This is a genomic window from Anaerobacillus sp. CMMVII (genome assembly GCF_025377685.1).
Lineage (GTDB): Bacteria > Bacillota > Bacilli > Bacillales > Anaerobacillaceae > Anaerobacillus.
This window is the reverse complement of record NZ_JACEHK010000001.1, coordinates 567,081-580,165: the sequence shown is the minus strand read 5'-3', so window position 1 is coordinate 580,165 and position 13,085 is coordinate 567,081. Positions and strand designations below refer to the sequence as shown.

Annotated in this window: 16 protein-coding genes and 1 pseudogene; 5 read left to right on the top strand and 12 right to left on the bottom strand. The window is 36.0% G+C overall.

All coding sequences use genetic code 11. The features are described 5' to 3' along the window. Nucleotides 1–171: 171 nt before the first annotated feature. On the bottom strand, nt 172–810 hold the full coding sequence (locus H1D32_RS03180) for a histidine phosphatase family protein (RefSeq protein ID WP_261176709.1): 639 nt from the start codon (nt 808–810) through the stop codon (nt 172–174). A gap of 26 nt (nt 811–836) precedes the next feature. Beyond that, on the bottom strand, nt 837–1,028 hold the full coding sequence (locus tag H1D32_RS03175; RefSeq protein ID WP_261176708.1) for an SE1561 family protein: 192 nt from the start codon (nt 1,026–1,028) through the stop codon (nt 837–839). A gap of 178 nt (nt 1,029–1,206) precedes the next feature. On the opposite strand from H1D32_RS03175, the gene yfkAB reads away from it, so the two are divergent. Then, nucleotides 1,207–2,328 (top strand): radical SAM/CxCxxxxC motif protein YfkAB, encoded by a 1,122-nt coding sequence (gene yfkAB, locus H1D32_RS03170; protein WP_261176707.1) that lies wholly within the window; start codon nt 1,207–1,209, stop codon nt 2,326–2,328. A 40-nt stretch (nt 2,329–2,368) separates the two neighbouring features. Here yfkAB and H1D32_RS03165 read toward each other — a convergent pair whose 3' ends face one another. Beyond that, nucleotides 2,369–3,163 (bottom strand): YfkD famly protein, encoded by a 795-nt coding sequence (locus H1D32_RS03165; protein WP_261176706.1) that lies wholly within the window; start codon nt 3,161–3,163, stop codon nt 2,369–2,371. 154 nt (nt 3,164–3,317) lie between these two features. Further along, entirely contained in the window at nt 3,318–3,920 is a 603-nt protein-coding gene (locus H1D32_RS03160; protein WP_261176705.1) for a YczE/YyaS/YitT family protein, read from the bottom strand. A 194-nt stretch (nt 3,921–4,114) separates the two neighbouring features. On the opposite strand from H1D32_RS03160, the gene H1D32_RS03155 reads away from it, so the two are divergent. Together H1D32_RS03155 and H1D32_RS03150 are read left to right on the top strand one after the other, a co-directional pair. Further along, entirely contained in the window at nt 4,115–4,732 is a 618-nt protein-coding gene (locus H1D32_RS03155) for a DUF421 domain-containing protein (protein WP_261176704.1), read from the top strand. 237 nt (nt 4,733–4,969) lie between these two features. Continuing rightward, complete coding sequence (locus tag H1D32_RS03150; RefSeq protein WP_261176703.1) at nt 4,970–5,374, top strand: pyridoxamine 5'-phosphate oxidase family protein; 405 nt, start codon at nt 4,970–4,972, stop codon at nt 5,372–5,374. Nucleotides 5,375–5,438: 64 nt separating this feature from the next. Here the strand turns inward: H1D32_RS03150 and H1D32_RS03145 are convergent. Then, nucleotides 5,439–5,821: pseudogene (locus tag H1D32_RS03145) on the bottom strand (OsmC family protein). 161 nt (nt 5,822–5,982) lie between these two features. Between H1D32_RS03145 and H1D32_RS24865 the strand changes: the two are divergent. After that, nucleotides 5,983–6,654 carry an MFS transporter gene (locus tag H1D32_RS24865; protein WP_314733326.1) on the top strand — a complete coding sequence of 224 codons (672 nt, stop codon included), beginning with the start codon at nt 5,983–5,985 and terminating at the stop codon, nt 6,652–6,654. Then, on the top strand, nt 6,639–7,187 hold the full coding sequence (locus tag H1D32_RS24860) for an MFS transporter (RefSeq protein WP_314733325.1): 549 nt from the start codon (nt 6,639–6,641) through the stop codon (nt 7,185–7,187). Before H1D32_RS24865 ends, H1D32_RS24860 begins: the two co-directional genes overlap by 16 nt. Before the next feature lie 54 nt (nt 7,188–7,241). Here H1D32_RS24860 and cspD read toward each other — a convergent pair whose 3' ends face one another. From cspD to H1D32_RS03105, 7 genes are all read right to left on the bottom strand, one after another. Beyond that, nucleotides 7,242–7,442: a cold-shock protein CspD gene (cspD, locus tag H1D32_RS03135; RefSeq protein ID WP_261176702.1), complete on the bottom strand. Its 201-nt coding sequence runs from the start codon at nt 7,440–7,442 to the stop codon at nt 7,242–7,244. Nucleotides 7,443–7,580: 138 nt separating this feature from the next. After that, nucleotides 7,581–8,369, bottom strand: coding sequence for a VLRF1 family aeRF1-type release factor (locus H1D32_RS03130; protein ID WP_261176701.1), 789 nt, complete (start codon nt 8,367–8,369; stop codon nt 7,581–7,583). Nucleotides 8,370–8,760: 391 nt separating this feature from the next. Beyond that, entirely contained in the window at nt 8,761–9,819 is a 1,059-nt protein-coding gene (locus tag H1D32_RS03125) for a Cj0069 family protein (RefSeq protein WP_261176700.1), read from the bottom strand. A gap of 421 nt (nt 9,820–10,240) precedes the next feature. After that, nucleotides 10,241–10,633, bottom strand: coding sequence for a hypothetical protein (locus tag H1D32_RS03120; RefSeq protein ID WP_261176699.1), 393 nt, complete (start codon nt 10,631–10,633; stop codon nt 10,241–10,243). 115 nt (nt 10,634–10,748) lie between these two features. Beyond that, nucleotides 10,749–11,714 carry an MBL fold metallo-hydrolase gene (locus tag H1D32_RS03115; RefSeq protein ID WP_261176698.1) on the bottom strand — a complete coding sequence of 322 codons (966 nt, stop codon included), beginning with the start codon at nt 11,712–11,714 and terminating at the stop codon, nt 10,749–10,751. A 284-nt stretch (nt 11,715–11,998) separates the two neighbouring features. Then, a complete protein-coding gene (locus H1D32_RS03110) occupies nt 11,999–12,148 on the bottom strand; it encodes a hypothetical protein (protein WP_261176697.1) in 150 nt (49 codons plus the stop codon). Nucleotides 12,149–12,486: 338 nt separating this feature from the next. Next, entirely contained in the window at nt 12,487–12,987 is a 501-nt protein-coding gene (locus H1D32_RS03105; RefSeq protein WP_261176696.1) for a ferritin-like domain-containing protein, read from the bottom strand. Nucleotides 12,988–13,085 lie beyond the last annotated feature (98 nt).

The window sequence follows — 13,085 nt, the reverse complement described above, 5'->3', positions numbered from 1 at the left end:
AATTATACAACGTTAAAGATACTATTTGTCTAAAAATTTTAAAAACTACTGAAAACGATTTCAAATAGTTTAAAGTGTAGAGTGTAGAGTGTAGAGTTTATAGTCGCTTCAGAATGGCTCCGAAGCAGATCTTTCACTAACTCTAAACTCTTAACTCTACACTCTCAACTATTAATATAGCACACTCTCACTTTTGACATCACCAAGCAATAGGTGGGAATCTTTATTAATATAATGAAAAACGGGCTTTTCATTTTCCAAGAACTCAATTTTCGTAACGCCTGTATTGCCAATAATAAATGGACGATGAACCTCATTCCAGCTCTCTCCAAACATTAAATACATCAGGAAAATACTAATAAAGCCACCATGAGAAACAAGGGCAACCCGATGACGTTTGTGCCCCGAAAGTAACTGTTGTCGTACGTACTGACATCGGGCTGTGATCTCCTCCACAGTCTCTGTCCCAGTAATTCCAGTGGTTAAAATCGATGAAGTTTTGTTTATTTCAGGATACTGTAAAACAATCTCTTGTCTTGTTTTCCCTTCAAGTGGACCTAAACCAATCTCTCTAATCTTGTCCCATGGAATTACGTCTAAGGGATGATGTGCGCTAATAGAGGTTGCTGTTTCATAGGCTCGCTCTAAGTCACTTGAATACAGATAGTCAATAGATTTAGACGCAAAAAACTCTCCTAACAGCGTCGCTTGCTTCTTGCCAGCTGCTGATAACGGAAATTCTTTGCGTCCTTGAATAATACCACTTTGATTGGCGACAGACTGTCCATGACGAATTAGGTATAATATCAAACGTACCTCTCCCTTTGCTACTACTTCTAGTCCTCTTTTAGATCGTTTCTAAATTTTTTGCATTTATTTTCAATCTCATCTAACATTTCAATGATACGGTCGATCTCTTCAACCCCAGCTGCTTCCGGTTCAATGGAATCTAACATAGTCATTAAAAGTTCCATTTTCCCATGTAAGAAGTTAAGCTGTTCTTTTTGATCGTAAACTGATTTACCCAAGTTGAATTACCCCTTTCGATTCTATACTTCCTTAGTATAGTATTGTTTTGCTTCGAAAACAAAGTTTTTGCTATTATTCTAACCGTTAATATAATGTAGAATGTATTAAGTACGGTAATATTTAATTACCCTAATATAAGTTATAAATTTTTAAAATGCATTAGAGAGGAAGTTACGTTTGAAAAATTTAAAAGCAATTACTCCTTCCTATGATCCGTGGGAAGCATATCTAGACATAGAAGAATATGGTGAGATGCGTTTAACTAATGTTGAGTTCACAACAACGACATTATGTAACATGCGCTGTGAGCATTGTGCTGTTGGCTATACATTACAAACGAAGGATCCCAAACCTTTACCCTTAGAGTTAATACTGCAGCGCTTAGAAGAAATTCCTGATCTGCGCTCACTAAGTATTACTGGTGGCGAACCGATGCTATCAATGAAGTCCGTGGATGAATATGTTGTCCCCCTTTTGAAGTATGCCCATCAAAGAGGTGTTAGGACACAAATAAATTCAAATTTAACGTTAGAATTGAGCCGCTACCAAAAGATCGTCCCATATTTAGATGTTCTTCATATTTCTCATAATTACGGTAGTGTTGAAGACTTTGCGGAGATTGGATTTGCGATGATGGACAAAAAACCATCCTACGAGCAAAGGGCCCTCTATTTTACGCGGATGATTGAAAATGCAAAAGCACTGACGAGCCAAGGGGTTATCGTCTCTGCTGAAACGATGATTAATAAGCGCACTCTTCCTCATTTAGAATCCATTCATGATCAAATTGTTGAAATGGGCTGCCAGCGTCATGAAGTTCATCCGATGTACCCGAGTGATTTTGCTAGTTCTTTAGAAGTTGCCTCAATTTCAGAACTTCAGGATGGCATTCATCGTCTTTTAAATCATCGCAATGAAAACGTCTGGATGTTATTTGGGACACTCCCCTTTTATGCATGCAGTGAGAGAGAAGCAGACGTCGCCTTGCTAGAGCGTCTTTATCGAGAAAAAAATGTTACTGTTCGTAACGATCCAGATGGTCGTTCAAGGTTAAATGTAAATATATTTGATGGTGAGATAATCGTTACTGACTTTGGAGACGTGCCTTCGCTAGGGAATGTTCAGGAAACATCCTTAATCGAAGCCTATAATAACTGGAACGCCACCGCTGTTGCCAAAAGCTTGTCATGTCATTGTAAACACGTAAAATGCTTAGGCCCAAATCTTCTTGTGAAAGATACCTATTATCCAACGACTGATTTTACGAAGCAACAAGCAAAAATCGAAAAAAATGTCTGAAATAAAAAATCTTGGGTGCTCATTGGCACCCAAGATTTTTTTATCGTGGTTGATTTGCTGAGTAAAATTTAAGTGCCACATGGTCTTGAACAGGGATCCATGCTCCGATCCCTTGTTGAGTCACGTTTTTCACTTCAATGCGCTTTTTACCGCCTTTGATAATTAAGTACACTTCGCCATAGGTTACTTTCCCTTTTTCGTTAGCGGCTGGAACATACGAATATAAATATCCAACCTGTTTGATCGGCACATTATATACTTGCTCTTTCTTCGTACCGTGACCAATCACAGTTGATAAAGCTAATGGTAGACCTGTCTTTTCGGCTGCTTTAATCATCATCATTTTTTGAACTTCGTCACTGTTTGGGATTTGCGCTGTTAAACCACCATTAACCTTCTTTTGTTGTTCTTGAGTGTATTGAATTCTTTTTGGCGCAGTTGCCCCACGATTATCATGATAATTCGTGTTTACCTTTTGATACTCCCAATTGACACTCGTTTCTTGAGACTCATATGCCAAAGGCCACTGACCTAGATAAATGGAAGCATTTAACGTAAGTGCGAGTTTGTTCCCCTTAATTGTCGACTCATTTAATATCCTAATTAATTCAGGGTTCTCAATCGGAACATTCGCCGTATCCAATAGCTCTTGAGCCAATTCACTAGGTTGTAAATATGGCAAATCTTGAGTAGGATTTGGATACGTATTCTCCTTGGAGATATTTAAGACATAATTAGGGATTCCCTTATCTTCTTCTTTATCCTCTGCAAAAGCTGAAAAAGGCTGGCTTACTAGTAAGCAAAACAAGGTAAAAATAATCATTAATTTTTTCAATGCAATTTCCCTCCTAAAATAACGATATTTACAAAAGTGGCTACCGTTATTTTTTCGAAGGAAGAAAAATTTATCCACCTTTTATGAATTTCCTAATTATTATTTTCGCTACTGAGTTCAAAATGATTCGCAACTACATTTGTTAAGGAATTATTTAGTTAGAACCATGAATTAAACGTTCTAAGTGTGGGAAAAAGATTTGGATAAGTGGTCCAATCGATAACGTGACAATAATAGTCCCGACCCAAACTGGCCCTCCGACAATGAAGGCAAGAATTAAAGCCGTCACCTCACCCAATGTCTTAGCAACCCCTAAACTAACCTTGGCCCGCTTTTGTATCGCTAACATAAAGCGATCAATAGGTACAACAGCAAATTTCCCCTGCAAGTACGTGGCAATACCAAACCCCATAAGCAGAACACCACTAAGTAAGATGATAACTTGCATTACGATTGTTCCTACAACAAAATTAGGAAAAATAACTAATAGCCAAAAGTCAATGAAGTAGCCTATGATCAATACCGTAACCATTGCAATGAAATCAGGCCGATTTTTCAGAAGCAGTGCATTAATAAAAATTAATATCACTCCAACTAAGATGGTCCAAGTACCTACCGTAAATCCAGTTAAATTTGCTAATCCAACAGACAATGCATCCCAAGCCCCGGCACCTAGATCTGAAAGAATGGAAAAGCTTATTCCTAGTGAGAGGATGATTAACCCTAACAGGAAACTAAGTATTCTTTTAATTATCATTTCAAAAACTCCTTAATTAGCATTTGCTCGTGTGTACGTTTTTAAGTACCACGTCTAAAAGTAAGTAAATAAATATTATCTATCAAAATTAGATAGATAGCAAAGACTTTTTCAATTAATAAACTGCACTAGAATAATAATTGCATATTAATGGAAACTTACCTCATATATCTTTTTTAAAGTAGGTGAGATTAATGGATTTCCATTGGGTTTGGAAATCAATCTTAATCGTTATTGTCGGTTCACTTGTTTTACGATTAGCGGGAAGAAAATCAATCTCCCAGCTAACTGTTTCACAAACCGTCATCATGATTTCAATTGGGAACTTAATGATACAACCAGTGAGTAACCGCAATATTTTTGTTACATTTCTAATTGCTTTACTGCTTGTCCTAGTGCTTATTTTTATGGAATTTATTCAAATGAAAAATGATAAATTCGAGTCGTTTATTACTGGGAAAGGTATACTCGTCATTGAAAACGGTGTGGTATTAGAAAAAAATCTAAAGAGGCTACGTTTAACCATCGATCAGCTTGAAGTAAGGCTTCGTCAAGAAAGTGTTAAACAATTTTCCGATGTACAAATGGCTACTATCGAGCCAAGTGGACAAATCGGTCTATTATTAAAAGAACATGCCCAACCTGCCACAAAGCAGGATCTTCAACTCTTAATTAATTATATCCATAGCAAGCTTCCTGGCGGGCAAATCCCTCCACCGACTATTATACCGGCACAAAACCAAAATAATCAGCTGTTTACGGAAGTAAAAACAAAAGGCAGCAATCAACGCGATCACGGCCATCTTCAATAGGAGTTGTTTTTATTATATCCTCGATGATTAAACTTAGGTTACCTTATTAAACCAATTTTTTACCTAGAGTGTTACTCTCTCTGGTCATCTGGCTCTTTTCTAACACAAATTTTTTACCGAAAAGGACTAAAATGAAAGCACTATAAAAAAAATGAATGAAATCAAGTTTAGAACAAAAAACTAACTAGAGGGGATCGTTCCATCTTACCCTTAGATAAATTGGAAGGGAGTACCAAAATGGACAACAACAATCTGCAACAAGTAATAAATATCATCGATAGCGACCATGTCGGTGTGTTATCTACCATGCAGGGAAACAAGCCTCATGCAAGGTATATGATGTTCTTTCATGATGAATTACAACTTTATACAGCCACAAATAAGAAAACACATAAAGTAGAGGAAATTGAAGACAACCCTAACGTACATGTGCTTTTAGGTTTTGATCAAAAAGGCGATAAATACATTGAGCTTCAAGGAACCGCAACCGTCGTAAATGACCAACAATTAAAAGAAAAGTATTGGAATGACCAATTGACACCTTGGTTAGAAGGTCCAAATGATCCTGAGTATTGCTTATTAAAAATTGAACCAGAACATATCGAATTAGTTGAAGGCAATCACGAAACGACGATTATGTAATTGTAATAGGAAAAAGGCTGCATTGCCGCAGCCCTTTTTTTCGTTTATATCATGGTTAATAACACTATTCCTTAATTTCAAATGACTCCGTAATCTCGATACTACCTTCAACTGATTGAACCATCGAACAATTTTTTCTGGTTAATTTCAGACACTTTTCAACGATTTCATCTGTTAAGCCAGTACCTGTGATAGAAAAGTGCATATGTATCTTACTAATGCTATTTGCTTTTTCTCATTGCGTTCAACTTCTGTCGTTACCGTGATATCAGAAAAAGAAATTCGCTTTTTTTCTAATACTTTCCTCAGAATGCCACCACTACATACTGCTACTGCTGAGACCAAAAGTTGATACGGGCGATATCCATATTTCTCATCACCACAAATTTGCAATTTACCATACTCCACTTCAGTTTCAAAGCCATTTTCCTTCATAAAAAATTTCATCGTATCTCTCCTTTTTCTTTATCCTGTTTATCATTTTATACATTCAGCGAGAATTCGTCATCTTTTAAGAAGCAAACTTTTATCCTTGCATCCTTTATGAGAAAAGTTACAATAAGGAGTGGATAATTCTTAAAAAAATTTTACTCGAATGGGGTTTTTATATGCAAGCCGTACAGCCAAATAATCCCGTCTATCGTTATTGGGTGTTAGTTGGGATGGTCATGATTGCAGGCTTTTCTCAAGGAATGCTTCTTCCTCTTCTTGCAATTATGCTCGAACAAATTGGAGTTTCTTCATCGTTAAACGGACTGAACGCAGCAGGCCTTTACATTGGAATTCTTTTAATCTCACCATTAATTGAAAAACCTGTACGAACTTTTGGATACAAACCAGTCATTGTTACTGGGTTAATTTTAGTTGCTATTTCATTACTGTTGTTCCCATTTTGGCAGGTGTTCTGGTTTTGGTTTATCCTTCGAGTTATCGTTGGGATTGGGGATAATCTCATTCATTATGCTACCCAAGTATGGATTACCTCGACTAGTCCTAAAGCAAAGCGAGGTCGAAACTTATCAATTTATGGGTTAGCCTTCGGGATTGGGTTTGGAATTGGTCCTTTAATGACACGTTTACTTTCAATTAATGAATATTTGCCGTTTGTTATTGCTTCAGTTACAAGTTTGTTTTCGTGGATTTTTATTATGCTGCTGCGGAATGAGTGGCCAGATAATGAAATTCAAACTGGTTCCCACCTTAATACGTTTGCAAGATACAAAAAAGTCCTCTCATTAGCATGGTTTGCGTTGCTACCAGGTTTTTGTTATGGCTATTAGAAGCTTCTCTACATGGAAGTTTCCCAGTCTATGCCATGCGATCAGGGATTTCAATTGAATGGGTCTCTATCCTACTGCCATCCTTCGTATTCGGTAGTTTAATCACGCAGCTTCCTTTAGGGATGCTTAGTGATAAGATTGGACGGAAAAACGTCCTACTTTCTGTACTTTTTCTTGGCTTCGTTTCATTTGTTTCGATGGCCTTTTTTGAAGCGTCAATGACTGGTTTATTGATTTCCTTTATTGTCGCCGGAATGTTCTTAGGTTCAACCTTTTCGTTAGGAATTGCTTATCTAGCTGACTTAATTCCTAGCTCATTAATTCCTACTGGAAATGTGATGGTTTCGATCTGCTTTGCTTTAGGGAGTATCGCCGGACCAGTTGTTGGTGGATTTTTCATCGATCTATTTGAAACTGGTAGCATCTACTATTCTATTAGTGGAATGCTCTTATTCGTCTTAGTCGCAGGCTTGATTTTCACTCAAAAGGCCGAGGTACAGGAAGTCGATGAAAGAAAATACAATGCCATCTAGAATCGGAAAACAGCTCTCACAAATGTGAGAGCTGTTGTTTATTGTTTTTAAAAATTAAAGTTTAGTTACGTTAGCAGCTTGAGGTCCGCGGTTACCTTCAACAACTTCAAAAGAAACTTCTTGACCTTCTTCTAAAGATTTGAATCCGTCGCCTTGGATAGCAGAGAAGTGAACGAATACATCGTTTCCACCTTCAACTTCGATAAATCCGAAACCTTTTTCAGCGTTAAACCATTTTACTTTACCGTTTTGCATTATAAATTGCCTCCTAAAATACGTGCCTTGACACATGTTAGATTTTACTTCACCATTAACTGGCAAAGCTACTAAAGCATTGCTCTAGATACATATAATACTAGCATAGCATCTATTAAAATGCAAAACTTTCATTCGTTATATCGCCAAAATCTCTCTATTTATCACTTTTTTCTGATTAATTGTTGAAACCGTTTTCCGAAGTACATTTTTGATCGGAATATTCAACTCATTTTCTAATAATGCTAGGTAATTGGCTTGTCCAATAATATGAACATGACTCCATTTTTGTTGACTGGCACTTTTTTCAATGACCGAAATGATACTCCTCAGCCAACGTTGTTGATTAGCTTCATATCTTTCCTGATAATGGTCACGGTGATTTGCTCGTGTTCCCATTCTTTCCGATGCGGTTGTACCTTCAAACAATCGCCAGTCATCTGTATAAGCCTCGAACTCAAACTTGTTTATTACCTCAAGATCCCCTAATTCCGAGTGCATTAATATAATCTCCGCTTCATTAGCGATGATGACTCCACTTCTTTCGTAGTTTTTCTGTATTTTTTCAATCTGTGACAGCTCCGGGCTTCCTTCAAAGAAAAATTCATTTTCAACGGAAACTTGCAAATAATGCACCGAGAAAAGCTTGTCCTCTTCTGAAGCAAAAATAACAACGCTTTTTTGGAGATTTGTCCTTGCATCATAGATAGTTTTCTCTACTTTTTTGGTTAATTTTTTTAACCGTTTTCGTTCTTTCTCACCATAACTTAGAGCAACATATTCCTCAAGCCTCTTTAAGCCGTTTTTTAATCTAATTTTCCAGGAGCTGTTCTGACACTCACCTCTGTCAGTATTTAAGTAAATCGTTAGTACACTCCCTTTATACTCATTACTTCTTAACTTTTCAACCACATTTTGTAATCCCATTTGGTGCCTCCTTTAACTAGCGGATTACCATTCTTTAACCTAGATCACCGTTTTTAAAACATCTTTTTTATTTATGGCTCTTTTCTAAAACATTGCTCCTGCGGTTACTCGTCGCACAAAAAAACTTGTTGCTTTTTAACCTAAAAATAAACAGAACCTTAGATGAAGATATCACCCAATAAATTGAGTTAGAAAAGAGCACTACTTATCTAAATAAGTAGTGAAATCTTAGTATTTACTTAAGCAATAAACTTTTGAAAACAACCTTTGGTAATCAATGTGGCTTAAGGACAATATTTCATTTGATATACCCCTTTAGTAAAAAACTTATACTTTTCTTAACAACAAGAAAACCCCTTAGGCACATGCATTATACCTAAGGGGTTTTCACTTAGAATTGTCTATCTAATTCTTTACTTTTGTTTTTGGTAACAAGCTTGATAATTGCTTCTGCGACGTCATCACTTAATTCGAGGTGAGATGTAAAGCCTACGCAAGAACAATTCATTTCGCCTAAGATATATTTGTCCTGCCCATTTTCATCCGTATCTAAGATGAAATCTGCCGTCCAAATGAGCGGTAAGTCATAATTACCTAAAATCTCAACAACCATTGGTAATTTTTGTTGAAACAAGCTTATTAAATTAGGCCATTCAGAAGGTGAATCGTAGCGGTAACTAGCACCGGAAAATAAGGTTGCTGAAAAGGCATGTTCTTCTGCTGCTGGCTTTTTGTGTACTACATTTACTGGTTTGTCATTGATCATCAATATGCGAATTTCTCCCTCAACAATTCTTGGTAGAAATGGCATATCCACAAGCATCCCATTTTCGCCTTCAATATATTGCTCACAGAAGTTTAGAAACTCTCCCAACTGAAATTGATGAACTTGGTTATCTTTCGCTTCTGTGCATTGAACATTCGCTGAAAATAAGGCACCATTTTCATCAACTTCATTTTGGTTCAACAACTCCACACGCCAAATACCTTCACCTGTAGAGCCACGGTTTTGTTTCAGGACTCTTTCTCCTTTAGCCAACTCTTTTGGGAAATTGGTTATAAAATCAGACATTGTATAATAAACATACGTATTTGAAGGTACCAAGCTTGTATCACGAAGCTTAACTAGAACATCTTTCGCACCATAGCTCATCATTACCTCTGGACGTTCCATACCAATAACACCTTGATTAGTTAAGCTAGTCAGCATATCAAAATAACTTGTTTCATCTTCTAAATTCCCAGGATTTATCCTACTCACATAAGCATCAGCTGACTCGACAATGGTCTGTAGAATCTCTGACTTCTTAGCTTCTCTATAAAAAATAACTTCAGCAGTCCATCCCATTTTTTTCAATGAGTTAATCATTGGCATCGTATCTGGTCTTAGACCATCTGGACCCTTATCATTTCCACCTTCTACTTCTAAAAATACTACATGCTTTTTCATAAAGCACCCCAATCTCCATTTACTAACGTCTATCTACTTTCAATTTATAGAAGAAATTAGCTTTTGTATAGATTAGCCTGTTACAAATCTGTAGCAATAATGTAGAAAATCGTGATAAAAAAGAAGGCAACCACGGCATGTGATTACCTTCTTAAAACCATAAGCACATTACTGCCTATTCAAAATTGATGTTCTAGGGCCGTAGCGGTTTTTGTCTGCTGGTAACACCTCTTTCATTGGTAATTGCTAATGTTGCACTACCATGTTCAAGGTTATCACACCTCTCAATTTGAGATGTTGCTTCAAAAAACAGTTCTAACTTTCCTTACATCGTTCCGAATGATTGGCTAGTGTATATGGTTTTTATAAGGAGGACTGAAACGCCCTCCTCGCTCATTATAATGTGCAAACTTGAAAGAAGTTATGCATCTTTTTTGTCGGCTATTTCTTGGCCTTCATCGAATTTCTCTCTACATGTTTCATACATCGTCACAAGATGATCTTTCGTTTCTTGTACGGTTGAGATCATTTGGGAAGAGCTATCTTTTAAGTGCTTTATGTTTTCCGTGATAGCCTTTAAATCATGATTTGTTTCATCAATCGTCTTCGTTACTTTATCACTAGTCGTTTTTAATTGCTCAATGATTTCCGTTCGGTTCTCATTAACGAATTTCAAAACTTCTGTTGTTTTCTCGTAGCAATTTGTGACACAGGTGCACACTTTTGCCTTTGACTTAAAAGCAACTGCAAGTGAGCCAACAATACCACCGATCACTACACTACGAATTAAAAGCTTCTTTTTATTTTCATCCAAACTCCCCACACCCCTATCGTAACTAAATGCATAGTTATATTTTAACAATAATCATATCAACTCGTACAATATTTTCAAAGTGAAGAGTAATAGTAAATAGTGAATGAATAACCACTCATTTTTTAAAATAAAAAATAATCCCATTTCTTGATCTTGTTTCAATCTCTTCGCGCACTTCCAATAAATCTAAGTGCCCAATGATTTCAGACATTGTTAACATTGGTTCTTTCAAATAGATATGACGGAAGTATAATTGACATAATTCAAAGCTTGTAATGCCTTCTTTAGGTATCATACCTTTTAAACGCAACGCTTTTTCTTCATGTTCCATAAAGCGAATATCTAATAATCCTTTCAAGTCTTCAACAGTCTCACCATGACCTGAGTAAACCTTACTCACATTCAGATTTAAACATTTTTTTAGTGCCTCTCTATATTGCAGTAATGTTAATGGTCTATCTTCTCCTTTATTATAAGGCGGTTCTAAAATCGCATTAGAAGAGATATGAGCAATGATATGATCTCCACCAATTAAAAGACGTTCAGCTTCGTGGAATAGTGAGATATGACTCTGAGCATGTCCAGGTGTTTCAATCACTTTCCAACCTGGAAGCCCCGGGATGGTATCTCCTTCTTTTACTTTCATATCAAGGCCCTTTTTACCCGTAAATGATAAAAAGTACCGATTAGCTTTGACCATTTTTTTAATTAACTCTTCTGAGACACTATGACTTTTAAAGAATCGATAAAAGTAATCCTCAATAGCTGATACAAACGTTAAATCTTTTCGTAACCACAGATCACATTTTTCATGACCAATGATCTTAGCATGAGAAAAAAGTTCTTCAATTAATCCTACATGATCAGGATGGTGGTGGGTCAAAATGACTTGTTCAATATCAGTAGGTGTGAAACCTAAGTTATTTAAAGCCTTCGTCAAGTATTCTTTTGCTTCTAATGTATTTGGTCCTGTATCAACTAGTGTTAGTGAGTCCCCTTTAATAACATAGACATTGACTGGTCCAACTAAAAATGGAGTTGGTAATACAATTTTTTCAATTTCCGTTGTTTTTGAAATCATAGTTTCCTCCTACTCGTATAGATATATCTATTTTACAATAATAACCAATGAATTGTTAGTATTTCACTTTAGAAACCAACTTTAATTTAAAAAGCTTAAACTTAGTTAGAAAACAAAGACAACAGCCAGTTTAGCCTATCGTAGATTTCTTGCTCTTGGTTAGGCCAATCGCGCAGCTGCTCAGGACAGATAGTTAGCTGTTTATTGCAAATAAAAGAACCCCCTATTTTTTATTTTCAAACAGGGGGTTCACATCACTCTGAGCTCAACATTTGTTAAGCTCTTTAATTATATGCTTCTGTTAGGAAGACGTCTGTCTCTAGTTTCTCAAAACTATTGACTTCAGGTTTTCTAAGCTCCTTTAGTTCCTTACTTAAACGCTCAATTTTCCGTTCCATTTCCTCAAGAACTTTTACATCAATTGTTACCGTCATTTAGATGTCCTCCTCTTTTTTTGTTTAGTATTCGTTTCTAAGGTAATTTTTCTATTTATGTGAATATTCTAATAAATTAAAATGTAATTGTAAATAGCGATTTAACGCTGTAAACGATTACAATTATGACACTTTTGTGAACGAAAATTGTTAGTAACTGTTAGGATTGGGGATAACTTTGTTGATAACTTTATGTTTTTTGTGTTTAACTGTGAATAATAATTAACAATGCTTGTCCTATTAACGATTCAACCTGTGCATAAGCTTGTTGATATTATTCTTCTTATCCACAGTTGATAAAAGGAATTTATACCCTACTGGCATAAACTCCTTTTCTTTTATGAGTATGTTGGTGGATAATGATTAGGTATGGTTCGATAATCATAAAACCTTTCGCCGTCATATTTGTTGATGAGAATATGATTTAACATTGGCAAATGTCTTAATTCATCGTGGATAAAATCGGCTACTTTTTCTCTTACAGCTAAAAACGGAGATAATTTTCTGATCTTTTTATAAATCGCAATTATTTCTAATTTTTGGAGAAACAAATCATTTATGCCTTTACTATATGATTCTGGGACTTCAAAAGTTGGTGGATCTCCGGCAGGTTGTTGTCCTGTTAAAGCAAAGTATATTTTTTTTAATTCATCAAAGTGCTCACGTTCATCATCTAGCATCGCTTGTAGAAACTTACTATCTTCATTAGAAGGGGCAATCACCTTCAAATAATCAAAGGTCAATTCAGTGATCGCTTCAAATCTAACAACTTCAATAACCAACGTTAGCATATTCGAGATGTCCTTGGAAGACGTTTGCAGATAGTTATGGTAATACATGTATACACACTCACCTTTCAAAACTGAGTATCCAAAAACTAATATATGTATACAGTATGTTTTTTTTTTGCATAGGTGAATATAACGATATAGACAGA

Excerpts from the sequence above, each read along its gene's own strand:
- cspD (WP_261176702.1), bottom strand. The coding sequence starts at position 7,442 with ATGCAAAACGGTAAAGTAAAATGGTTTAACGCTGAAAAAGGTTTCGGA.
- H1D32_RS03125 (WP_261176700.1), bottom strand. The coding sequence starts at position 9,819 with ATGAAAAAGCATGTAGTATTTTTAGAAGTAGAAGGTGGAAATGATAAG.
- H1D32_RS24865 (WP_314733326.1), top strand. The coding sequence starts at position 5,983 with ATGCAAGCCGTACAGCCAAATAATCCCGTCTATCGTTATTGGGTGTTA.
- H1D32_RS03150 (WP_261176703.1), top strand. The coding sequence starts at position 4,970 with ATGGACAACAACAATCTGCAACAAGTAATAAATATCATCGATAGCGAC.
- H1D32_RS03115 (WP_261176698.1), bottom strand. The coding sequence starts at position 11,714 with ATGATTTCAAAAACAACGGAAATTGAAAAAATTGTATTACCAACTCCA.
- H1D32_RS03130 (WP_261176701.1), bottom strand. The coding sequence starts at position 8,369 with ATGGGATTACAAAATGTGGTTGAAAAGTTAAGAAGTAATGAGTATAAA.
- H1D32_RS03155 (WP_261176704.1), top strand. The coding sequence starts at position 4,115 with ATGGATTTCCATTGGGTTTGGAAATCAATCTTAATCGTTATTGTCGGT.
- H1D32_RS03160 (WP_261176705.1), bottom strand. The coding sequence starts at position 3,920 with ATGATAATTAAAAGAATACTTAGTTTCCTGTTAGGGTTAATCATCCTC.
- H1D32_RS03110 (WP_261176697.1), bottom strand. The coding sequence starts at position 12,148 with ATGACGGTAACAATTGATGTAAAAGTTCTTGAGGAAATGGAACGGAAA.
- H1D32_RS03105 (WP_261176696.1), bottom strand. The coding sequence starts at position 12,987 with ATGTATTACCATAACTATCTGCAAACGTCTTCCAAGGACATCTCGAAT.